This is a genomic window from Pseudomonas sp. H3_E04 (assembly GCF_054668915.1).
In genome coordinates this window covers 83,737-108,276 of the sequence record NZ_CP162797.1, presented here as the reverse complement: position 1 = coordinate 108,276, position 24,540 = coordinate 83,737, and the positions used below count along the sequence as shown (strand labels likewise).

12 protein-coding genes are annotated in these 24,540 nt (G+C 59.6%); 4 read left to right on the top strand and 8 right to left on the bottom strand.

Annotated features, from left to right (window positions below; translation table 11 throughout):
- Window positions 1–50: 50 nt before the first annotated feature.
- On the top strand, window positions 51–944 hold the full coding sequence (locus AB4N53_RS00470) for a DMT family transporter (RefSeq protein WP_460125130.1): 894 nt from the start codon (window positions 51–53) through the stop codon (window positions 942–944).
- Here the strand turns inward: AB4N53_RS00470 and AB4N53_RS00465 are convergent.
- Entirely contained in the window at window positions 938–1,225 is a 288-nt protein-coding gene (locus tag AB4N53_RS00465) for an Rdx family protein (protein ID WP_460125127.1), read from the bottom strand. The genes AB4N53_RS00470 and AB4N53_RS00465 overlap by 7 nt on opposite strands.
- Before the next feature lie 71 nt (window positions 1,226–1,296).
- Here AB4N53_RS00465 and AB4N53_RS00460 point away from each other — a divergent pair, with 71 nt between their 5' ends.
- Window positions 1,297–3,486, top strand: a complete 2,190-nt coding sequence (locus tag AB4N53_RS00460) for a patatin-like phospholipase family protein (protein WP_460125124.1) — start codon at window positions 1,297–1,299, stop codon at window positions 3,484–3,486.
- Window positions 3,487–3,614: 128 nt separating this feature from the next.
- Here AB4N53_RS00460 and AB4N53_RS00455 read toward each other — a convergent pair whose 3' ends face one another.
- The 3 genes from AB4N53_RS00455 to recQ all read right to left on the bottom strand — a co-directional run bounded on the left by AB4N53_RS00455 (window position 3,615) and on the right by recQ (window position 8,232).
- Window positions 3,615–5,408 (bottom strand): FimV/HubP family polar landmark protein, encoded by a 1,794-nt coding sequence (locus AB4N53_RS00455; RefSeq protein WP_460125121.1) that lies wholly within the window; start codon window positions 5,406–5,408, stop codon window positions 3,615–3,617.
- 127 nt (window positions 5,409–5,535) lie between these two features.
- On the bottom strand, window positions 5,536–5,970 hold the full coding sequence (locus AB4N53_RS00450) for a MarR family transcriptional regulator (RefSeq protein WP_016771142.1): 435 nt from the start codon (window positions 5,968–5,970) through the stop codon (window positions 5,536–5,538).
- A gap of 132 nt (window positions 5,971–6,102) precedes the next feature.
- Window positions 6,103–8,232 (bottom strand): DNA helicase RecQ, encoded by a 2,130-nt coding sequence (gene recQ, locus AB4N53_RS00445; RefSeq protein ID WP_024012058.1) that lies wholly within the window; start codon window positions 8,230–8,232, stop codon window positions 6,103–6,105.
- A gap of 403 nt (window positions 8,233–8,635) precedes the next feature.
- Between recQ and AB4N53_RS00440 the strand changes: the two genes are divergently transcribed.
- Window positions 8,636–9,223: a UPF0149 family protein gene (locus tag AB4N53_RS00440; RefSeq protein WP_016771143.1), complete on the top strand. Its 588-nt coding sequence runs from the start codon at window positions 8,636–8,638 to the stop codon at window positions 9,221–9,223.
- Window positions 9,224–9,233: 10 nt separating this feature from the next.
- Window positions 9,234–9,626, top strand: coding sequence for a YbaN family protein (locus AB4N53_RS00435; RefSeq protein ID WP_460125116.1), 393 nt, complete (start codon window positions 9,234–9,236; stop codon window positions 9,624–9,626).
- A 193-nt stretch (window positions 9,627–9,819) separates the two neighbouring features.
- On the opposite strand, the gene AB4N53_RS00430 is transcribed toward AB4N53_RS00435, so the two are convergent.
- The 4 genes from AB4N53_RS00430 to AB4N53_RS00415 form a co-directional block, all read right to left on the bottom strand.
- Window positions 9,820–12,042 (bottom strand): autotransporter outer membrane beta-barrel domain-containing protein, encoded by a 2,223-nt coding sequence (locus AB4N53_RS00430; RefSeq protein WP_460125113.1) that lies wholly within the window; start codon window positions 12,040–12,042, stop codon window positions 9,820–9,822.
- 242 nt (window positions 12,043–12,284) lie between these two features.
- A complete protein-coding gene (locus AB4N53_RS00425) occupies window positions 12,285–14,225 on the bottom strand; it encodes a hypothetical protein (RefSeq protein ID WP_460125110.1) in 1,941 nt (646 codons plus the stop codon).
- Window positions 14,226–14,374: 149 nt separating this feature from the next.
- Window positions 14,375–16,294 (bottom strand): hypothetical protein, encoded by a 1,920-nt coding sequence (locus AB4N53_RS00420; RefSeq protein WP_460125106.1) that lies wholly within the window; start codon window positions 16,292–16,294, stop codon window positions 14,375–14,377.
- Window positions 16,295–16,656: 362 nt separating this feature from the next.
- Window positions 16,657–24,510: a retention module-containing protein gene (locus AB4N53_RS00415; RefSeq protein WP_460125103.1), complete on the bottom strand. Its 7,854-nt coding sequence runs from the start codon at window positions 24,508–24,510 to the stop codon at window positions 16,657–16,659.
- Between the last annotated feature and the right edge of the window lie 30 nt (window positions 24,511–24,540).

Genomic DNA, 24,540 nt, shown 5'->3' with positions numbered 1-24,540 from the left:
GAGACGCGGTTCAATGTACGCATGAAGTTGAACCTGAAAAAAGGAATGCAATGACTCCGCGTACCGCCCTGGGCGCTCTGCATATTGGCGCTTTGATGTTTGGCCTGACCGGTGTGTTCGGCAAACTCGCTGCCGCATCCCCTGCTGTGATCGTCTTTGGACGTGCGGTTTTTGCCGTGCTCGCCCTGGCATTTTTCGCCCGTTTCGCCAGCCAGCATGGTTGGCAGAAACTTCAGTCCGTGGACTGGCGGCGCCTTGCCCTCAGCGGCCTGTTGCTGGCCGGGCACTGGGTGAGTTTCTTCATATCCGTGAAGATCGCCGGCGTAGCCATCGCAACATTGGGCTTTGCCAGTTTCCCGGCGTTCACGGTGATTCTCGAAGGGCTGATCTTCCGCGAACGTATCCGCGCCAACGAGATTCTGCTGGTGGTATTGGTCAGCATCGGCCTGATTCTGGTAACGCCGGCCTTCGACCTGGCCAGCGGGGCGACCATCGGTTTGCTCTGGTCGGTGCTTTCGGGGCTGCTGTTTTCCCTGCTGTCGCTGACCAACCGTGCGAGCTCCGGGCGCATCCCGGCGGTGCAGGCGGCGCTGTGTCAAAACGTGGTGGTGGCATTGTGTCTGTTGCCGGTTGCGGCACCGCAACTGAGCGAGGTGCGCGCACTGGACTGGTTGTGGATTGCCCTGCTCGGGGTGTTCTGTACCGGCGTCGCCCACAGCCTGTTCGTCGCCAGTCTGGCGGTGATCAAGGCGCGCACGGCGGCCGTGGTGTTCGCCATGGAGCCGGTTTACGGCATCACCATCGCCTGGCTGCTGTTCAATGAAATCCCGACGCCGAAGATGTTGATTGGCGGCGCGCTGATCATTGTTGCCATCGTTATATCGGCGCGGATGTCAGGCCATGCCGACAAGAAAGCCGTCGCCGCCGAAGCCGCGTCTCACTGAGTGCGGTCGTTGTGACCGAGGTCGCGGTCAGGATCGATCTGATCGCGCACCCGTTGCTTCAACACCTTGGCCTCGGGGAAACCACCATCGGCCTTGCGCTCCCAGATCTGCACACCCGCACAGCTGATGTGAAACACCCCGCCGGTGCCCGGCACCAATGACACTTTGCCCAGGTCGTCAGCAAAGGTGCTGAGCAGCTCCTGTGCCAGCCACGCGGCGCGCAACAGCCACTGGCATTGGGTGCAATAAGTGATGACAACTTCGGCTTTGGCGACGGTCATGATCGCTGAAACTCCTGAGACAGAGGGCGCCGCTATAATAGCCGGCTTTATCGCTTGCCCCGAGACTCACAATGCGCCGTTTGCTGTTCTGCCTGCTGCTTGGTTTCCTTCCCCTGCTGGTCCACGCCAGTGACGCGCCACGACCGAAAGTCGGCCTGGTGCTGTCCGGCGGTGCTGCGCGCGGGCTGGCGCACATCGGCGTGCTCAAGGCGCTGGAAGAACAAGGCATCAGGATCGACGCGATTGCCGGCACCAGCATGGGCGCGGTGGTCGGCGGCCTGTACGCCTCGGGTTACAAGATCGACGAACTGGAAAAGCTCGCCCTGAGCATCGACTGGCAGGCTGCACTGTCCGACGCCCCGCCGCGTGAGGACGTGCCATTTCGACGCAAGCAGGACGACCGCGACTTTCTGGTGAAACAGAAACTCAGCTTCCGCGACGACGGCAGCCTCGGACTGCCATTGGGGGTGATTCAGGGCCAGAATCTCGCGCTGTTACTGGAAAGCCTGTTGGCCCATACCAGCGACACCCGTGACTTCGACAAATTGCCGATCCCGTTTCGCGCCGTGACCACCGATATCGCCAATGGCGAAAAAGTGGTGTTTCGCAAAGGCCACCTGCCGCAGGTGATCCGCGCGAGCATGTCGATCCCGGCGGTGTTCGCCCCGGTCGAGCTTGATGGCCGACTGCTGGTGGACGGTGGCATGACCGACAACATCCCGCTGGATGTCGCGCGGGAAATGGGCGTCGACATCGCCATCGTCGTCGATATCGGCACGCCGCTGCGCAATCGCAAGCAACTGACCACCGTAGTGGATGTGCTCAATCAGTCGATTACCCTGATGACCCGGCGCAATTCCGAAGAGCAACTGGCGAGTCTGCATGCCGATGACGTGTTGATTCAGCCTGCACTGGCAGCGTTCGGCGTGACCGATTTCGGCAAGGCGCAGGAGATGATCGATGCCGGTTATCGCGCCACGCGAATCCTCGATGCGCGTCTGGCGCAGCTGAAGCCGACTCAAACCCAGGACGCGGAATTGAACGCTGCCCGCCAGCCTGGTCAGCGCACGCCGATCATTACCGCAATCCGGGTCGAAAATGACTCGAAGGTCGACGATGACGTGATTCGCTATTACATCCGCCAGCCGATCGGCGCGCCGCTCGACCTGGGCCGCCTGCATTCGGACATGGGCACGTTGTACGGCCTCGATTACTTCGATCAAGTGCGTTATCGCGTGGTGCACAAGGGCCAGGATCACACATTGGTCATCAGCGCCAGCGGCAAGCGCAGCGGTACCGATTACTTGCGGGTCGGTTTGAATCTGTCGGACGACATGCGCGGCGACAGTGCTTTCAATCTTGGCGCCAGTTATCGCGTCAATGGCATCAACCGCCTCGGCGCGGAATGGCTGACCCGCGCGCAGATCGGCGACAAGCAGGAGCTGTACAGCGAGTTCTATCAGCCGCTGGACGTCGGCTCGCGTTACTTCGTCGCGCCCTATGCGTCGTTCGAGGCGCAGAACGTTGATTCGGTGCTGGATAACGATCCGATCGCCCAGTACCGGGTCGAGCGCTACGGCTTCGGCCTCAACCTTGGCCGGCAGATCGGCAACAATGGTGAAGTGCGACTCGGCGTCGGCCAGGCCTGGGGCAAAGCTGATGTGCGCATTGGCGATCAGGATTTGCCGAGTGAAAGCTTCAACGAAGGCTTCTATACCGTGAAGTATTCCTACGACTCGCTGGACAACGTGTACTTTCCGCACGAAGGCAAGGACGTCAGCCTGACGTTCGCTCAGTTCGAACCGGGTCTGGGTTCGGACAATCGCTATCGCCAATGGGAAGCAAAGTTCGACAAGGCCATGAGCCACGGGCCGGATACGCTGATACTCGGCGGGCGCTACGGCCGCACGCTGGACGATGCCAATGTGGTCACCTCAAGCTTCCTGCTCGGCGGCGCGCGGCAGTTGTCGGGGTTCCGTGAGGATGCGCTGTCCGGACAGAACGTCAGCCTGATGCGCGCCGTGTACTACCGCCGTCTGACGCCGCGCTCGTACCTGCCGCTGGACTTCCCGCTGTACGCCGGCGCCTCGCTGGAGCGCGGTCGGGCGTGGAACAACGACAACGAGTTCGACAGCGGCTACATTAATGCCGCGAGCGTGTTTATCGGCTTCGACACGCCGCTGGGGCCGTTGAACTTCACTTATGGCTTGAATGATGCGGATGAGCAGGCGGTTTATCTGAATCTGGGGCAGACGTTCTGACGTGAGAGGGTGTTGGCCGATCTGACGCCTTCGCGAGCAGGCTCGCTCCCACAGGGGAAAGCACATTCCATTGTGGGAGCGAACCTGCTCGCGAAAGCGGCCCTCAAGGAATCGTAATCCGTGGGCGCTCAGCGAATCCCCGCCAACAACGTCCGCGCCGTCTGCTTCAACGGCTCATCCCCTTCCCTGAGCAATTCATTGAGCAGCGCGATCGCACTGTCGATGTCGCCGTCGTCGATGCAGGTTTGTGCCTGTTCGAGCTTGCCGGCGGCCTCGGTGTCAGTGTCGATGGACTCGGGCAATTGCAGATCCAGAGGTTCCAGCACCAGCGATGGCTCGGGATCGCCGAACTCGTTGAGAAAGTCATCGTCGAGCGGTTGGGCGTCGGGTTCGGGAATCCATTCGAGCTCGGCTTCTTCGGCAGATGCCGCCTGCGGCAGTTCGAAATCGGCGTCCACTGACAAGCTGGTTCCCAGTGCCGGATCATCGATCGGCGGTGCCGCGCGATCGCTACGGCTGTCGTTGAGATCCCAATTCGAATCCATCGACAGCTCGCCCAGGTTCAATTCGAAATCATCCTCGGGAGCGCTGAGCGTCGATGCGAGCGGCGCGGCCGCAGTCGCAGGCAGTTGGGGTGCAATTGGCGTTGCTGCAAATGCCGCCGGTGCGGCGCCTGCCAGTTTTGGATGGCGAGCACGGGTTTCAATCAGTTCGCGTTCATCGACGCCAAGCGCACGCAGGCGGTTCTCCTGCTGTTCAAAAGCGCCACTGTCACCCTGGCGCCCCAGGACTTCCAAAAGCTGCAAACCGAGATCGGTGCGTTCGGGTTCCTTGTGCAAGGCATCGCGCAGCAGCCCGGCGGCTTCGCTGAGTCGACCGTAGGCCAGATAGATGCCCACGGCCTCCAGCACGTCGCCGGCACCCGGTTCGTCTCGATGATCAGCCGCCGCGTGCGAACCGACAGTTTGGTGAATCTCGGGCTCATCGACGTCGCTTTCGACGCTCACGGGCAATAGCGGCAGCGGGGTGCCATCTGCTGTCGAACGTTGCTGACGGCGGCGTATGAGCAACGCTGCCAGCACGCCCAGCAGCAATATCAGTCCGCCAAGCACAGGCCAGTTCACGCCATCGTCTGTTGATTCGACCGGGGCTGAAACAGCGGCCGGAGCGGGCGCGACCACGGCTGGCGGCGGCGCGTTCTGTACTTCGGCCAGACGGGTTTGCAAATCTTCGATCTGCTTCCTGCCGTCGGCTATCTGCACTTGCTGTTCTTGCAATCTGAGGTTCTGTTCATCGATGGTCTTTTGCAACTGCTGGGTCAGCAGCACGCTGGCGGCCAGTTGCTCGGCCTGCGCATCATTGGCAGGTGCCGCTGGCGTCGGCGACACAGGCGCCGCGGTGCGTTTGCCCTGGGCTGCCTGGGGCGCCGCGGTAACCGGTTCGACGGTTGGAAATTCGGAGGATTGCGGGCGCGGATCCGGCTCGTCGGTGGCGGGCACGATGCCCGGCGAGCCCGGCGGGTCGATCAGCACCGTGTACTCGCGCAACAGACGGCCGTTGGGCTGATCGAGCTGCACGAGGAAGTTCAGGAAAGGTTCGTTGACCGGCTTGCCGGACGTCACCCGGATCATCTGGCGACTGCCGCGCAAAATCGGGGTGAATTTGAGGTCATTGAGAAAGAACACCCGCTCGACGCCGGCCCGGCCGAATTCATCCGCCGAAGCCAGGCTGGCCGAGAGATCGTTTTGCGTCAACGTGCCGACATCGACCAGTGCGATGTCGGCCTTGAACGGCTGATTGAGGGCTGAGTGAACAGTGATTTCGCCCAACCCCAACGCCATCGACCAGGTCGAGTAGCTGAATACGCCAGCGAGCAGCAGCCATTTGGCGCCCTCGCGCAGCACGTGCCGACTTGCGAGCATGAGCATCCCTTAAATAAGCAAAACCGGTTTCTATGCGTTCGCACATCCGGTACGAACACGATATTGCCCAGTAGTTCTTATAGACGGCTCAGACCGATCTCTCAAAAAATCGCCGTTGGGATGTGCCTCAAGATTTTTCCAGATTGGCCAGAATGTGCCCGTGCACACGCATGCACACCTTCAAATCCGCCTCGTCGACGCCTTCGAATAATTCGTGGCGCAGTTGCGTGGCAATGGTTTCGATTTGTTCGATCAGCGGCAGAGCGGGTGCGCAGAGAACGATTTTTTTCGCCCGACGGTCTTCCATCACGGACTGGCGTTGCACCAGTCCCTGGTTCTCCAGACTATCGAGCAAGCGCGCCAGGGTCGGGCCTTCGACGCCGACACTCTGCGCCAGTTCGCGTTGGGTCGGCGCCTCTTCAAAACGCGCCAGATGCAGCAGCACCAGCCAGCGCGCCTGCGACAGGCCCAGCCCGGCGAGACGACGATCCAGTTCGGCACGCCAGCCACGGGACATCTGGGCCAGTTGCATACCAAAGCGATGTTGATCGGTTAACGGCATAAAACACTCACGGTTAGACTGAAAATACGGAAAATCTAATTATTAGTCAGCTAAGCATGGGCCGCAGTTATAGGCAAGAGTGGCTCTGTACTGAATCGTTACAACTGTACGGGGCTTGGCGCATACGCCGTTTCACATCTCGAATTCAGACTGCAACGCCGCCCGCACGCAATACAGCACGCCTTCCGGTACTCGCCCGGCAAACAACTCCGCCACTTCGGCGACCGACGGCAACTCGCCCTCGCCATCGAGGAACGCGTCCTGCACTTCGCCCATCAATTCCTCAGGCAAGTCCAGCGCCTGCTCCAGCGACAATTGTTGCTTGCCGATGGCTTCAGCGAGCATGGCGTAGACGTTTTTCTCCGAACACTGCAGTTGCCCGGCGATCTGCAGCGGGGTCATGCCGGCGCGGGCCAGGGTGATCAGTTCGTGACGGACATCGGCGACCACCTTCGGCGCCTCGGCCTCGCCGCCGAGCACTTCGAGGAAGGCTTCGCCGTAACGTTCCAGCTTGCGTGCGCCGACGCCGCTGACCCGGGCCATTTCCGCCAGCGAGGTCGGTTGGCTGCGGAGCATTTCCAGTAGCGTCGAGTCGGGAAATATGACGTAAGGCGGCACACCGTGTTCTTCAGCAAGCTTGCGGCGCAATGCACGCAAGGCTTCCCACTGTTCGCGTTCCTCGCCGCGTACCAGCTGGCTGGCCTGGCTCTTGCTGCCGGTCTTGGCGGTGACTTGCGGTTTCAGGTCACGGCGCAGTTCCAGTTTTACTTCGCCTTTGAGCAAAGGCCGGCAACTGTCATTCAAGCGCAGACCGCCATAGCCCTCATGATCGACGTCGGCCAACCCACGGGCCACCAGCTGGCGGAACAGCGAGCGCCACTCGCTCTCGCTCAGCGCCTTGCCAACGCCGAACACTGACAGATGCTGATGGCCAAAGCTGCGCACCTTTTCGTTGTCCTTGCCTAGCAACACGTCGACCAGATGACCGACGCCGTAACGCTGGCCGGTGCGGAAAATCGCCGACAACGCCTGACGTGCAGGCTCTGTGGCGTCCCAGGTCTGCACGCCGTCGACACAGTTGTCGCAGTGCCCGCACGGCTCAGGCATGTCTTCATCGAAATAGGCCAGCAACGCCTGGCGGCGGCAGCGGGTTTCTTCGCACAGCGACAGCATCGCGTCGAGCTTGTGCTGCTCCAGACGCTTGTGGCGCTCGTCGCCTTCGGAGTTCTGCAGCATCTGCTTGAGCATCACCACGTCTTGCAGACCGTAGGCCATCCAAGCATCCGCCGGCAGACCGTCACGGCCGCCGCGACCGGTTTCCTGGTAATACGCCTCAAGGGATTTCGGCAGATCGAGGTGCGCGACGAAGCGTACGTTGGGCTTGTCGATGCCCATGCCGAACGCCACCGTGGCAACCATGATCAGGCCTTCCTCGTTGAGGAAGCGTTTCTGGTGATAGGCGCGCAGATCGTTGGGCAGACCGGCGTGATACGGCAGCGCCGGGAAGCCTTGCTCGCTGAGGAACGCCGCAACTTCTTCGACCTTCTTGCGCGACAGGCAATACACGATGCCGGCATCGCTGCGCCGCTCGGCAAGGAACGCCAGCAATTGTTTGCGCGGCTGCTCCTTGGGCACGATGCGATAAAAGATGTTCGGGCGATCGAAGCTCGACAGGAAGCGCTCGGCGTTCTGCAGGTGCAGGCGATCGACGATTTCTTCACGGGTGCGCTTGTCGGCGGTCGCGGTGAGGGCAATGCGCGGAACGTTGGGGAACAGCTCGGCCAATTGACCCAGTTGCAGGTATTCGCGGCGGAAATCGTGGCCCCATTGCGAAACGCAATGCGCTTCGTCGATGGCGAACAGGGCGATTTCCAGGCTTTGCAGAAACGCCAGCATGCGCGGCTGCACCAGACGCTCCGGTGCGAGATAGAGCATTTTCACTTCGCCGCGTTTGATCCGCAGAGCGAGATCGCGCTGCTGCTCGGCGCTCAGCGTTGAGTTCAGCGCAGCGGCAGCCACGCCCAGTTCTTCAAGGGTGGCGACCTGATCGTCCATCAGTGCGATCAGCGGTGATACCACTACGGCCAGGCCTTCACGCAACAGCGCTGGCACCTGGAAGCACAACGACTTGCCGCCACCGGTAGGCATCAGCACCAGCGCATCACCGCCGCTGGCCACGCGCTCAATGATCGCACCCTGACGGCCACGGAAACTGTCGTAGCCGAAGATGTCCTTGAGGACGCGTTGAGCCTGTTCGAGCATAAAAACTCCAAAAATCTACCGATACATCCCTGCTCAGGCTGGTTCATAGCAGCCTCGGCTGCTTAAACAAAACGTAAGAACACATTGCATGACCAGCGCAGCGCCGGCAGGGATCGCAAAACGCGGCAGTATACCCGAGGCCTTCGCCGCAGAGGGTGCCGCTGAGAAGACACTGATAAACCTGCCACACAAAACCCTGTGGGAGCGAGCCTGCTCGCGAAAGCGACCTGTCAGTCGATAGAAAAGTGCCTGATACAGCGCCTTCGCGAGCAGGCTCGCTCCCACAGGGTTATTCATCTTTCCAGTGAGGCCGGTAATTCGGGCAAATCTGCCAAGCGGCTGGCTAGAGCGCGCAAGAAGGCCTAGAATTCCCGCATTGTTTATTCCCCAAGGTAGCCCCGTAATGTCCTTCGCTGAGCAACTGACCCGCCTGCAAGTCTTCCTCGACGCCGACGAGCTGCACGACGAGGCGCTGGATTACGTCGCCGCCCACGGTTACCTGACCGCGCTGTCGATCTGCTCCGAAGACGTTCCGGAGCGCGAGTGGATCGACGCGCTGTTTGCCGAAGAGCCGCATTACACCGACGAAGCCCAGCGTGCCGAAATCGAAGCCACGCTGATCGGCCTCAAAGCGCACATCGCTCGCCAACTGGCCTCGGATGAAGAATTCGAATTGCCGTGCGAGCTGGATCTGGGCGAAGAGCCGGACGACTCCGAACTGCGCGGCTGGTGCATCGGTTTCATGGAAGGCGTGTTCCTGCGTGAAGCGGCCTGGTTTGAAACCGCCGAAGAAGAAGTCAGCGAAATGCTCCTGCCGATCATGGTCGGTTCCGGCCTGTTCGACGAACAACCGGAGTTCGAAGACATCGCCAAGGACGCCAACCTGATGGACGACATGATCGTGCAGATCCCGGAAGCCCTGACCGCGCTGTACCTGCTGTGCCAGGCCCCCGACGAAAAACCGGCGATCCTCAAGCCACGTCATCACTAAGATCCGGCCTATGGACAACCCCATAGGCAACCGCCCCCTGATGTTGCGCTACGTCCTGCTGGCCATCGGCTGGCTCAGCGTCGCATTGGGGGTGATCGGCATCTTCCTGCCGGTCCTGCCCACCACCCCTTTCCTTTTGCTCGCCGCGGCCTGCTTCGCGCGCAGCTCTCCGCGCTTCTATCGCTGGCTGGTCGAACACCCACGGCTGGGGCCATGGATCCGCGACTACCTCGAAGGCAATGGCATCCCGCTCAAAGGCAAGGTCTACGCGATCGGGCTGATGTGGCTGAGCATTCTGTTCTCGTGTTATCTGGTGCCGCTGGTTTGGGCGCGGGGGTTCATGCTGACCAGCGCGGTGTTGGTGACGGTTTATATCTTGCGGCAGAAGACCAGGGGCGAATGATTATTACTTTTCAGCTGATAGTGCCGAGGGCTTTCCTGCTCGGTACCACATGGTAAACATCATCAGCGGCTATGAAGCTCACGTGCAGTATTACGGCAAGTATCACGGCGTCGGGATCAGATAAAGCCATTTTCAGTGGGAACAAAAAGTGTCTCGCCGATCACTAGACACTTTTCGATAAACGAGATGGTAATTACCAGTTGTACCTTACCCCGACATTCCCTCCCCACGGCTGTTCGATATGCTCGCCATTGGAATAGTCCAGATCAACATGCACCTGCCACTTGTCCGACATCGCCACCGCCACCCCCGCACCAAACTCCGCACGCGAACCAGACAGATCGTTGTTGAACACATTGTTGTTAACCTTCACCTCGTTGTTCGAAGCGAACTCATGAGCAATGGCCGCTCGCACGTACGGCTGGGCAACGCCTCTGCCGACGCTGAATTCGCGACCCAACGTAGCACCGGCCTTCGCCAGCAGCGAACGCGTGCGATCGCCATCGGCGTCCATCTCGTTGCCCAGTGTGTAGCGCTTGCCCTGGATCTGCACGGCCGACAACTGGGTGAACGGTTCTACGAAGTAGTCGTTGGCCAGTTGGATATGCCGGCCGAACTCTGCAGATGCGCCCAGCCCCCAGTTGTCGTAATCGCCCTTGGTCCGCGAGCCATCGCTAAGATTGACCTTGGACTCGTTGCGAAAGCGGTTGAACTTGAGCACGCCGTCGAAGTAGTAACCGGTGTCGCTGTCCAGCCAAGTCACATAGGGCCCGACGTAGTAGCTTTTTACTGCGCCTGAGGTGCCACTATTCAGATCCAGGTCGGACTCACTTGTACCGGCAAGTATCCCGAGTAGCACCTGGCTTTCTCCCAGACGCGCGTCGGCGCCCAGCGACAAGCCCTTTTGCGTTTGCTGATACCCGACACCTGAACCATCGGCAACGTTGTACTTGTTGCCGTAGGTGCGGATCCAACCACCGGCTTGACCCCCGTTGAAACGCAACTCACCCATGCGGCTGCGCAACGAAGACAGCTCGCCATACCAGACAGTCGGTGCGGTATTGAACAAAGCCAGCACCGAGCGCGCGCCGGGGCTGATGACCTCGGTGGTCGGGTCGAGAAACCACTCCTTCGCTCCCCCCTCGATTTCCCGGCTGGCCAAACCGTAGGACCAGGTACCGACGTCCACCCTCTGCTCACCGGCCAAGGCAAAATTCGCAGCGTCGGTGGTGCCGGTACGTACCAGGGTCAACTGCTGTGGCGAGGCCGCATCCAGACCAGAGGCCGCGACAGCCAGGGCGAAGTCGCCCGAGGAAGCGCCGGCGACATTGAGAAAGTCATGCTCGCCGCTGGCGAAATCGCCCTTCATCGCAAATGTCCCGTTGCCGGAGAGCGTGCCGACATTCAACTGGTAATACGTAGCGGGGGCGTTCTGAGCGCCAAAGCTGACGATGCCACCGTTCATGCCCAGTGCACCAATCGAATCGTTGCCGACAAGTGTCCAGTTGGCGTTGCTGTTGATGTTCACGCTGTCGACATTGTCGAGGCGACCCGTCAATTGAGAATGGTTTTGCAGCGTGACGTTAGCGGTAGAATTGCCATCGACAAGAACGTCACCCGTTATTTCGCCTTGGTCGAAAAGAAGATTGGCCGTGCTGTTATCCACCACATAGACGTTTCCATTCAAGGTGGTGTTGGCCACGCTCAGGGTCGCGATCGACGCCCCTTGAACATCCAATAATCTGCCGTTGCCAGCAATAAGGCTGGACCCGTTGAGAACGTTTATCGTGGCCTCAGTACCACGATCCACCAGAATCGCAGAACCACCGATACCTTCCACCGTGGAATTATCCAGCGAAAGGGTACGGCTTCCCACATTGAGGGCGTCATTGACCATCCGCACCCCTGTCGCCTGGCCGGTGATGGTCGTACGCGCGGAAGCACTCACTTCCCCACCGAGGATATTCACACCAATGCCATCGCTGGCCGCGCCCATGACTTGCGTATTGGTCAATGACAGGGAGCTCAGGCCCGTGACCTGCGAACCGATCAGTTGTCCACTGATCTGGCTGTTGGACACCGTCACGGTGGATCCACCCGCGGTGACACTGGAGCGATTGACCGCCAGCCCGATTTCATCGCTGGTCACCGTCGTTCGATCAATGCTTGCTCCACTACTGGTGACTGTTACGCCATCGCCACCGTTGTTGCCGACGACTGTGGCGCCATTGATGCTCAGCAATGAACCGGACTGCGCCGTGATCGATCGGGTACTGGCATCGGAGGCATTGAGCACGCCATTATTGCGCACCAGATAATCCGTAGACGCCGTCGATGCATCGATATTCAGCGTGGTGTTATCAACGATAGTTGCCGAATGGGCAAAGTCAGTGAAAAAAAAACGGCCGGCAAGCAAAGCATTATTCCCGACCGCGCAGGAACAACGCGAACGTGTGATACATCCAAAATTTTCATGATTGATTCACCTCGAAATAATTACTGGCCCGAGCAGCTCAATAGCATCTGACGGGAGCGGACAGTAGCCTGCCCTCCCCATAAAAAGCTGTAGGAATAGTCCTCTATGCGTACAGAAACTTCCTACGACTTGGTAGTCCTTTAAAGAAAAGGGAGGCTTGAATGCCTCCCTGACTTCAACGATCAGATATCACAGACTGACCCGTCGCCTTTTTTCATGTGTACCCTGACCAAGTGTCGCTGAGCACTTACCGGGCGCCCGTCAATGATTGCCGAGTAAGTGATATCGCCCCACGCACTCTCCGTTGCCAATATTTTCTGATAGGGAATTTTCACGACAAACCCGGCAGTCGCTTCCTGCAGCGTTGGCGTGTAAGTTACTTTTTCTTCAGTACCGTCTTTTTTTGCAGTGCCCTCCGCATTGGTATACCCCTGGTAGACAAACTCCAGAGTTTGATCGGCTAACTGCGGCTCGCCACCGGAAACCAGTACTTCTGCACATCTAATCAGAACCGGGTCCGGGCGCAGTGAGCCACAGTTGAACCAGTCAGTGAAGTCCGGATCCAGATGCTGAAACTTGATTTCAGGAACCACACCCGGTCGAATGAGCGCGTCGACATCCCGCGGCCGTGAGTGCACTTCGTTATCATTGATGTCAGGGTTGGTGATTTTGTAGGTGACCGGCAGCGGATTACCATTGCCACCCGCGTCTGCGACTTCCCAGAGCACACTGAACGACAAGTTTCCGGTTTCCGTTCCGTCCAATACCTTTACACCACCTTGCGCGGCAGTAACCTCAACGCCTTTCCATATGAGTGTCATAACATCCTTGTCTTTGACACCGCCGAAAACCGGAACAGTTACAGTTATAGCCTGGTCTTTGTCTTCTTCCCGCAGAGTATTCGCAGTAGTCGTGACCGCACCTTGCACAGTCACCAACGCCAGGTTGGGATCCGGATTCTCGCCGCCGTCGCCATCTCCGGGCCGCCGCAGGTCAACGTCCACGTCTTTTGAAGGTGGCGTTGTGCCAAGTGGATAGCGCAGGTTATGGCGTTTGATCCGATAACTTACGGCTACCTTTTTTTCATCGAGGTTGCCGTTGAACACATCCCGATAAGGAATGTTCACGTAGAACGGAAACGCATTGATCTTCTGCGCCGGTTGCACGACCCCGTCGAAAGTCACTTCCAACTCGTCGACATCCATCAGATAGTTTGTATATTCAGCCAGAATACCGACCCCCAGAGGGGCCTGGGCATCAGCCAGATCTACCAGTTTGGGGTCGGCATCGTCATCAAACAAAGGGATACTGGGTGCTATAAGCCCTTCCGGAGGATCGGTCAGCGAGACATTGAGTTCCGTGTAGTAATGTGGTGTGTTTCGGTTACCTTTACGGTCGCTGAGGTAATAAAAAATGGATCTTAAACCTTCCTCGGTACCGACCAGTGCGGGGGTCAATTCAAACGTTATCGGAGCTGCCGGGTCAGTTATGGTCATTGTTCCGATGATCGTCGGAATTGGCAAACTCGACCCGAAGAGACACTCAACGATGTCACCGAGCTTCTTGCTTCCATAGTTTGGAACGGTAACCAATACGAACCCGTTATCGTCGAGGTATTTTTTGGTAATGCCGTCTCTCTCCACCTCAGGAGGAACAGTTGCCTTGCCGAAAGCTATTGGTGCTGTTGCATCAATGTTGATTGCGAGTGGCGTTACTTCCGATGGGTTACCGCCAAAATTCAACACATAACTCAACTCATGAGGTCCTGAGGATGATGTGTAGCCTTCCGGTAAAACCAGATCAAACACCGTAGTACCTGAATCAACCGGAGTTGTGAAACGGACTCGCGTAGAAGGTATGCTTGTGCCATCCCACATAAGTTCAAGAAATCCTTGAACACCATTTGGATCATCCGCTTCGGCAAATCGCGGGATCTGCACTTTCAGCGGAAATCCTTGAAAGCGCGAGTGCAGTTGGTTTGGAGCATCATCCGCTTCATCAGGGAGTAGCGGATTATCCGGATGAAGTTCCGGGGGTAATGCCGCAGCCTTCGGGCTGCGAAAACGAACACCAAAGAAACGTTCGCGGTTCTGCGCCGGTGTCAACGAGTGAATACTGGTCATCTTTTGTTATCCTCTGAGCAACTTCTTTTGACTGGCACAGGGCGAACAGCTTCCTTGCCAGAGTTTTTACACAATGACTGCATGGGTGAAAAAAATTCGAATAAAGCCTTTGATTAACTTCGACCAAGCCGCGTCAATACACTTGGAAACTACACCTCACACAGGTCGTTATCCGGACCGCAAACTTCGCCACTCGGCCACGTTCGATTGATAATGACAAACTCCGGCTTTGAGTTGCCTATGCCACCGTTGGCTTTTTTCAGGTGATAACTGCACAGCGCCGAGCCGTTGTTTACCATGGGCGCAATCAGACGCTCGTAGTCACTGACATGCACATCAAAACCTTCCCGAGCCTGCTCGGCGGTCAGCGTTGTTTTGAATGTTTCGTCCGTTCCTTCAATCGGATCGGTTCCATTCAGACCGGCACATCCTAGCCAGGACAATTCGACGATATCGTCTTTATCAAAGGCATCATTGCCGGCGACATGTACGAAGACACCTTCCCATAATCTGGGCTTGCTGCAGCAGTGGAGTACGCCATCACGGTTGGCATGAGGAAATGTAGGCTCCGGCAAGTTCTCGATCACGATGATCGCAACATCAACGGCCGTCACTTGCGCCTGCTGCAGGTTCACGCCATTACTGGTGATATACCAGGTCGGCAGCGACGGATTCACTTTGTCCTGTTCGATCGCCCCCCAAGGAACACTGAAAATGATCGGCTTGCCCGCGACATCGCCGGTTACCACTTCATATTCGGCGACGGGCGTGATTATCGTGCCCCAATACAGGAAAAGCTTTTCACCCGGTTGTGGATTGTCATAAAGCGCCAAGCGCGCCTCGGCCGGCTCACCGAAATCGACGGTTGACAGCTTGTTGGGCTGCTTTGATATGGCACCGTAAACTTCCAGCTTGGCCAACGTGGAATTCAATAGTGCCGGGGCGTTGGCATGATCCTGCCCAGCGATTGTCAGATTCACCATCACCCGCGTATCGGCTGATGGCAAAGTCGGCGTACCGCCGCGCTGTATGCGGTAGCTCACGCGAATGTTCAGTGGCCCTAGTCCGTCTGCTGTCAGGGTCATCCAGGGCACGACAGCCACTTGCGGGAACTTGGCGGGATCGACGTCGAGCGGAGTAAGTTCGTGACCGTTCCAGTTAATCAACACCTTGTCGGTCGGATCCGGATTTTCATACATATCTATTTCGACGGTAACAGCCCGCTGGCTTACTGCGCCTTCACGGGCATGTTGCCGGTCGATGAAACCACGCGCTGACAACGGCACCTTCGGCGGTTTGAGTTTGCCCGGGGCAGGATTCAGATCGACGAAAGCCGGCAGCAACGTTGAGCGCGGCCCGCGATTTCCAGACCAGTCACGGAGCCGGTAGTAGATGAAGCGCTGCCCAGGACCGCTGTCACGAATATCTGCCTCAATCATGGCGATGATCAGACGTTTCTCGTCGATGTCCTCCTGACTGAACTCCTGCTCAGCTATTTCGATTTCCGAATCCAGGGGATCCGGGTGGTCCGTCCAGTAATAAATCGCACGATCCTTGGCCCGGACATCGACATACAGCGGTACCTGAAACCGTACTTCGCCATGCTGCGAGAGGTAGTCGTCAGTGATGTCGCCCGCCAGATCCAGCAGAATCAGAGGGTCAGGTTCCTGATTGTCATTCGGCGGAGATCTGTCGACTGTGACTCGCTTGATCTCTGAGTCCATCGGGTTGCCGCCGTAGCTGACTCTGTACGACAGGGAATAAGTGCCGTGATCGAAGTTCAAATTCTCCCTTGGGACAATCAGCGTCTTCTCTCCGGGATCGTCGAAAGATTCACGGTAGACTTCCGTGAACGCACCGCCTCGTGCTGCCCAACTGATGATAACGATGAAGGGAATGGGATCTTCGAAGGGAGCGCTCCAATCCGGGATGACGACGGTGAGATCTTCGGCCAAAGCGGAACGCGGCAACAGCCCTTCGGGACTTTCCTTGCCTTCTGCATCCTTGAGGATGGCAGGCACTTGAGGTATCTCAAGCAGGTCATCATCCGTGTATTCAGAGCGTTGCATTGAACGAACTCCCTCGCCTCATCCCAAGCAGAACATGCACAAATCACCAGGTGTGATGGGTCGCTGCTTGAGTTGATTTAACGACGTTGAAGACCTCCTGCCTACTGTCAGAAATTACAGGTATTGCTACCGCTTGTCGGAAGGCAATTTGCATGGGGGGGCTAGATAATATGGGGTCGGGGCAGCGCGACGAGATTATGCGCTGTCCAAGCCGCCCCCCTTCGCGAGCAGGCTCGCTCCCGCAGTTTCACCGCGCCCCCTGCTCGCGAAGACTGACTTAGAGACAACACGTTTCTGCAGACGGACAAAACCCACCGTCCCGAATCAACGGGGCGGCGGGTTTTGTTGTTTCAGACCTCAGATCAGACCGTATCCACCTTCAACGAATGATCATTGAGCATGCCGCTGATGATCGTCGCCGTGTCGTGGCCGCTGGCAATCATGCCGCCTGCGCCCGGGGTCACGCCGTAGTGGCTGGCGAGGTTGACGCCGGCAAGGTCGATGGTCTGGTTCGGCGCGGCGCCAGCCATGGCGCTGACGTCAATGCTGGTCATCACCGAGGCGCCGCTGCCGCTGACGGTGAAGTGCAGATAGTCGTCCAGCGACGCGGTACTGGCGTTTTCGCCTTGCAGCAGTTGCGACAGATCGAGCCTGTCGGTACCGGGGGTGAAGTCGGTGATCAGGTCGTGGCCGCTGTTGCCCTTGAGCCACTGGAAGGTGTCCGCCCCTGCCCCGCCTGTCAGCGTATTGTTGCCCATGCCACCAATCAGCAAGTCATCGCCAGCACCGCCATTGAGGAAGTCGTTGCCGAGGCCGCCGTTGATCACGTTGTTGTTGCCGTCGCCGGTGAGGCTGTCGTTGAAGTTCGAGCCGAGCAGATTTTCGATGCCGGTCAGCGTGTCAGTACCGGCGCCCAGGGTGTTCTGCGCACCGAGCAGGCCGAGGTTGACGGTGACGGCGGCTGTGGCGTGGGCGTAGCTGGCGGTGTCGCTGCCAGTGCCGCCGTCGAGCAGGTCATTGCCGGCGCCGCTGTAGAGCAAATCGTTGCCGGCGCCGCCGTGCATTTCGTTGTTGCCGGAGCCTGCGCTGAGCACGTCGTTGCCGTCGCCGGCGTTGATCACGTTGTTGCCGCTGCCCGCTACCAGCACATCGTCGCCAGCGGTGCCGGTGAGGGTGTGGCCATCCTGATAGCTGATGCTGAGGTTGGCGGTGTCGCTGCCGCCGTGGTTGTCGTTGGCGGTGTAGGTGCCGTGGTAGTCCGGCGTGATGTCGTGCGCGCCGGCGTAGTTGAGGGTCATGGTCAGTTGGTAGCTTTCCGCCACATTCGGGTTGCCGTTGCCGGTAGCGTTGGCAATGTTGGTGATGTGGATCTGGTAGACGCCGTCGGCCGATGCGGTAAGCGTTTGCCCGTCCGCCAGCGCGGTCCAGGCGCCGCCGTTGAGCGAGTACTCCATGCCGACATGACCGGCGGCGAGGTTGTGATCCAGATTGAGGGTTTCACCCTGACGCAGGTTGACGGTGATGCGGTCCTCGTCATTGGCATTGCTGTTGCTAACCGCGCCGAGGTAGCCGCTGACCACCAGCACGGCGGTCATGGTCGCGGCATTGGCGCTGAAGGCGCTGCGCACGTTGGCCAGGTTCTGGTTGGCGGCGCTGTTGCTCTGCCCGGTGAAGCCGATCAGACCGGTGCCGGTGAAGTCCGCCGCTTTCGACACCCAACCGGTGTTGAAACTGGTGGGTGTGGCGTTGAGCGCATCGCCGTTCGGATCGGTGTCATTGGCAAGCAGCAGCTCACCCGGCACCACGATGTTGCCCGACAGCACGTTGGTGATGACGTGATCGTCCATCGCCACTGGCGGCGCGTTGGGGATCACTTTCACGGTCAGCGTGGAGCTGGCCAGATCGCCGTCGTTGTCGCTGACGGTGAAGCCGATGTTTTCGGTGATCACCACGGCGGTGGTTTTCTGCGAGGTGTAGCTGTATTCGCCGGTGTCGAGGTTGACCACCAGCGTGCCGCTGTTGTTGGTGGCGATGCTGACGCTGTTGTTCGCTGTGTTGAAGGTGCCGTGGTTGGCGCCGCCGCTCGCGGTCAACGCGCCCTGGCCGCTGAGGGCTTTCGGGTCGTAGGTGTAGGTGGTGCCGTCGACCACGATCGACTTGATGAAACCGCCATCGGCACCGAACGAACCGCCCTCGCCCAGCAACGAACCGGTAACCGGCGCGCCCTGCACAGTGCCGGACAATACCGAGTTGAGCTGATTGAGATCGGTGACCACTACCGCATTGGTGTTGGTGTGGTTGATGCCGTCGTAGGCCAGCGGATCGAGGTTGGCGTTGCTCACGCCACTGCCCAGACCGATTGCATAGTTCTTGATGTTGTTGGCGTCGAGGAAGTTTTTCAGCACGGCTTCGTCAGCCGTGCCGATGTCGCCCTCGTTGGGCTTGCCGTCGGAGAAGAAGTAGCCGACGTTCTGCGCCCCGGTGAGTTTGCCCGAGGTGTTGAACGCGTTCTGCATCACCGCCACGGCGGCGTCGTAATTGGTGCCGCCGCCGGCGTTGAGGCCGGCGAGCAGGGTCTTGGCGGTGGCGACATCGACCCACACGGTGGTGCGGTCGGCGGCATTGCTGCTGAACGTTACCAACTGCACTTTCACATCGCCCAGATCATCGTACTTGTCGAGCAAGGCGCCAATGGCTTGCTTGGCCAGTGCCAGCCGCGACAGGCCCGGCACGCCAGAGGCATCAGCCATACTGCCGGAGATGTCGAGGACGATGAGGATGTTGGAATCGATCTCCACTGCGGTTACCGAGCGATCCGAGGCAACGGCTTTCGGCACGTCGTCAACAATGTTCACCACGAGGGTGCTGGTGGTGCTGTTGCCCAGCGCATCGGTGGCTTTGTAGGTGAACGTTTCGCTCAGGGTATTCGGCCCGTCGTTGGCATTCGGTGCGGTTTTCGGCGCTGAGGTCAGCGTGTAGGTGTAGGTGCCGTCAGCGTTGAGCTGCAGTTGTCCGTAACTGCCGGTGGCGTTGCCGACCAGGGTGTACGTGATCGCGCCGCTGCCGCCACTGACCGAACCGACCAGCGTGCCGCTGGCGGTTTCGCTGGTGTTGCCCGGTTCGCTGCCAGTGACTGTGCCGGGAGCCAGGTCGGCGCCATCCTTGCTCAAATCGAGGGCTTTTTCGTAGACCGTGACATCCTGATCGACCGAAGCGACCAGTTTGCTGTCGGCGACATTGATGGTCAGCGTCGTGGTGCTTTCATCGCCATCGCTGTCGCGGATGGTGTAGGTAAACGTGTCGGTCGCGCCCGGCGGGCTCACCGAGTTCGGATTGCTGTGATAAACCGCGTTGCCCGCCGCGTCGAGCGTCAGGTAGCCGTAGTTGCCGTTGATGTTGCTATTGAGCCCACCGCTGGCCGACGTCGCGGTGTTGCTGCCAGCGCGCACGCCGACCACCGTGGCGACGCCGTCGGCACCGCTGAGGTCATTGCCGAGCACGCTGACATTGACCGTGCCGCCCTCGGCCACCGAGCCGGTATCGGCATGGGCAGTCGGCAAATCGTCTACGATGTTGACGTTGATCTGACCGCTGGCGGTGCTGCCGTCAGTGTCGGTGGCGACCACAGCAAAGCTCTCGCTGAGGCTGTTGGCACCGCTGGCGTTCGGATGAACTTCATTGTCGACCAATGTGTAGCTGTAGCTGACCACGCCGGTGGCCGGGTCGTAACCGGTGACGGTGAAGGTGCTGCCCAGCGGCGAGACCACCGACTGCGGCAAACCGGCGGCGACGCCATTGCTGATCACGGCAATGCCGCCGACCGTCAGGGTTTGCAGGCCATCAAGAGCGATCACGGTGAAGCTGCCGCTCTGGGTCAGCGCCGAGGTGTTGGGGTTGCTGCCGTCGCTGAGGTTTTTCTCGTAGACGGTGATTTCGCCGCCCTTCACATCAAGGCCATCGAGGCACACCGGATCGTCGTTGTTATGGACGTTCAGCACCAGATTGGCCGTGCTGGTGTCGCCGTCGGCATCGGTGAGGGTGTAGGCGAAGGTTTCCGTGCCGTTGCCGCCGCCGTGGAGGTTTTTGAAGTCGGCGTCGTTGGCGTCCAGCGTGTAGGTGTAAGTGCCGTTCGCGTTGAGCACCAGCGTGCCGTAAGTGCCGGTGAACGTACCGGCGGTGACCGGGCCACTGGCGACGCGGTCGGCGCCTTGCACATCGTTGTCGAGGACGTTGCCGCTCAGGGTCACCCGGGCTTCTGTTGCGCTGTCGGCATTGCTGTCATTCAGCGCCTTCGGCACGTCATCGACGATGCTCACAACGATCGTGCTGGTGACGACATTGCCCAGCGAATCGGTGGCCTGATAGGTGAAGGTTTCGCTCAGGCTGTTGGCGCCGTCGTCGGCGTGCGGCGTGGTGGTCGCTGGCGAAGTCAGGGTGTAGGTGTAGGTGCCATTGGCATTAAGGACGATCTGCCCGTAGTTACCGGTGGCGCTGCCGACCAGTGCATAACTGATCGCGCCGACCGCGCCGGTGACCGAACCGACCAGGGTGCCGGAAGCGGTTTCGCCAGTGCTGTTCGGATCGCTGCCGACCACACTGCCCGCCGCCAGATCCTGGCCGTCCTTGTTCAGGTCGAGGGCTTTTTCGTAAACGGTGACATCGGTGTCGCTGACCGCTTTCAAGCAGCTGTTGTAGACATCGATGGTGATGGTCGTGGTGCTTTCATCACCGTCGGAATCGCGCACGGTGTAGGTGAACACATCTACCGCGCCCGGGCCGTTCACCATATTGGGGTTGCTGTGATAAACGGCGTTGCCGTTGGCATCAAGCGTGAGGTAGCCATAGGTGCCGTTGATCTGCGAATTTAGCCCGCCGATGGCCGAGGTCGAAGTGTCGGCACCCGCGCGCACGCCGACCACTGCACCGCTGACCGCCGGGCCGTCAGCGCCGCCGATATCGTTATCCAGCACATTGCCGCTGACGGTGCCGCCCTCCGCTACCGAAGCCGCGTCCGCATGCGCAGTCGGCAAATCATCGACGATGTTGACGTTGATCTGGCCGCTGGCGCTGCTGCCATCGGTGTCGGTCGCGACGACGTCGAAGTTCTCGGTGAGGCTGTTGGCGCCGCTGGCAGTCGGGTGGGCTTCGTTGTCGGCCAGGGTGTAGCTGTAGCTGACCACGCCGGTTGCCGGGTCATAACCGGTAATGGTCAAAGTGCTGCCCAGCGGGGTGATCACCGATTGCGGGAAACCCGCAGCCACGCCGTTAGTGATCACGGCGATACCACCGACCGTGAGGGTCTGCAGACCATCGAGAGCGCTGACGGTGAACGTGCCGCTCTGGGTCAGCGCGGGCGTGTTGGGGCTGGTGCCGTCGCTGAGATTTTTTTCGTAGACGGTTAGCTCGCCACCGTTGACGTCGAGACCGTTGAGCAGCACCGGATCATCGTTGTTGTGAATTTGCAGAACGAGGTTGGCGCTGCTGGTATCGCCGTCGGCGTCAGTGATGGTGTAGGCGAAGGTTTCGGTGCCGTTGCCGCCACCAGTCAAGGCTTTGAAATCGGCATCGCTGGTATTGAGCGTGTAGGTGTAAGTGCCGTCGGCGTTCAGAACCAAGGTGCCGTAAGTACCGGTGAACGTGCCGGGTGTGACTGGACCGGTGGGTACGCGGTCGGCGCCTTGCACGTCGTTGGTCAGGACGTTGCCGGTCAGGGTCAGTTGGCTTTCCGAGGCGGTACCGTTGCTGTCGTCGTTGGCTTTCGGCAGGTCATCGACGATGTTCACGTCGAGGGTACCGGTGGCGGTGGTGCCGTTGTCATCCACGACCGTGACCGCGAACTGCTCAAGCAGATTGTTGGCACCGTTGGCATTCGGATGCGCTTCGTTGTCAGCCAGGGTGTAGCTGTAACTGACCACGCCGGTTCCAGCGTTGAAACCAGTAATCGTCAACGTGCTGCCCAGTGGCGTGGTGATCGATTGCGGGAAACCTGCGGCGACGCCATTGGTCACCACGGCGATGCCGCCGACTGTCAGCGTGGTCACGCCGTCCAGCGCGGTGATGGTGAACGTGCCGTTTTGCGTCAGTGCGCCAGCATCCGGGGCGCTGCCGTCGCTGAGGTTTTTTTCGTAAACCGTGAGCTCGCCACCGGCGACGTTCAGGCCGTCGATGATGACTGGATCGTCGTTGTTGTGGATCTGCAGAATGAGGTTGGCAGTGCTGGTATCACCGTCGGCATCGGTGACGGTATAGGCGAAGGTTTCAGTGCCGTTACCGCCGCCGGTCAAGGCTTTGAAATCGGCATCGCTGGTATTCAGGGTGTAGGTGTAGGTGCCGTCGGCGTTCAGAACCAACGTACCGAAAGTACCAGTAAAAGTGCCCGGCGTGACTGGACCTGTTGGTACGCGGTCGGCGCCTTGCACGTCGTTGGTCAGGACGTTGCCGGTCAGGGTCAGCTGGCTTTCTGACGCGGTACCGTTGCTGTCATCGTTGGCTTTCGGCAGGTCGTCGACGATGTTGACGTCGAGGGTGCCGGTGGCCGTCGTGCCGTTGTCATCGACTACCGTGACTGCGAATTGCTCAGGCAGATTATTCGCGCCGTTGGCGTTCGGGTGCGCTTCGTTATCGGTCAGGGTATAGCTGTAACTGACCACGCCGGTCGACGCGTTGAAACCGGTGATAGTGAGCGTACTGCCCAGGGGCGTGGTGATCGATTGCGGGAAACCTGCGGCGAAGCCGTTGGTGACCACGGCGATGCCGCCGACGGTCAGCGTGGTGACACCGTCCAGTGCAGTGATGGTGAACGTGCCGTTTTGGGTGAGCGCGCCAGCGTCCGGGGCGCTGCCGTCAGTGAGGTTTTTCTCGTAAACCGTCAACTCGCCACCGGCGACGTTCAGGCCGTCGATGATGACTGGATCGTCATTGTTGTGGATCTGCAAAACCAGATTGGCGCTGCTGCTATCGCCGTCGGCATCGGTGATGGTGTAGGCGAAGGTCTCTGTGCCGTTGCCGCCACCGGTCAAGGCTTTGAAATCGGCATCGCTGGTGTTCAGGGTGTAGGTGTAGGTGCCGTCGGCATTCAGAACCAAGGTGCCGTAAGTACCGGTAAATGTGCCAGGCGTAACCGGGCCGGTAGGTACACGGTCGGCACCTTGCACGTCGTTGGTAAGCACGTTTCCGGTGAGGGTCAGCAAGGTTTCCGAGGCAATGCCGTTGGCGTCGTCAAACGCTTTGGGCACGTCGTCGGTGATATTCACGTCCAGCGTGCCAGTGGCGCTGTCGCCATTGCCGTCGGTGGCGATCACGGTGAACTGTTCGCTGAGGTTGTTCACGCCGTCGCCGGCCGCGTGAGTTTCGTTGCCGTTGAGTGTGTAGCTGTAGCTGACCGTGCCAGTGGCCGCGTTGTAACCGGTGATGGTCAGGGTGTTGCCCAGTTGTGTGGTGATCGACTGGGGAAAGCCGATCGGCACGCCGCCAACAATCACGTTGATGCCGCCGATGCTCAGGCTGTTCAAGCCATCCGCTGCCGAGACGGTGAAGCTGCCGCTCTGAGTCAGAGCGCCCGGATTGGCCGCTGTACCGTCAGGCAGATTGGCTTCATTGAGGTTGAGCTCGCCGCCCGCCGCATCGAGACCGTTGAGGATGACCGGGTTGTTCACCGGTGGCGGTGGCACCACGACCGGCGCCGGCGTGTCGTCGCCATTGTCGTTGTCGGCGTCGCGACGATACTCGGGAAATTCGGGAATGCCGTTGAAGCCGGCGGTGGGGAAACCGATGATCGGATCAACTCGGCCGCCGACTTCGGTGAGCAGAACGAAGCTGTGCCCGCCGCCCAGTTCCCCGGTATTGCCAGTGGGCGCGTTGGGACCGGCAGCGGTGGCTTCAGCAGTTTTGCTCGGGTCTTCACCGGCGGCGATGGCTTTCTGGATCTGCTCGACGTCGGTCAGCTGTGCCTGGCTTGGGGTCTGCGCTTCGTCGACATTCACCGGCACCGCCTGGTCGGCCAGCAGTTGGCCGGTCATGGTAATGCTGCTGCCGCGGCCGAGGGTCAATTCCTCGCCGTTTTGCAGCTTCACCGCCACCGCGCCTTCCGCGCCAGTGATCAGTTGATCGCCGGCGTACAAACGATCGCCTTCGAATAGCGGGCGTTTGATGCCGTCGCTCGCCTGAGCGAACACCTGACCAATGACTTTTGTGACCGTACCGATGAGCGTTGCCATGTGAAATCCTCCGCTGCCGACCACCGTCGG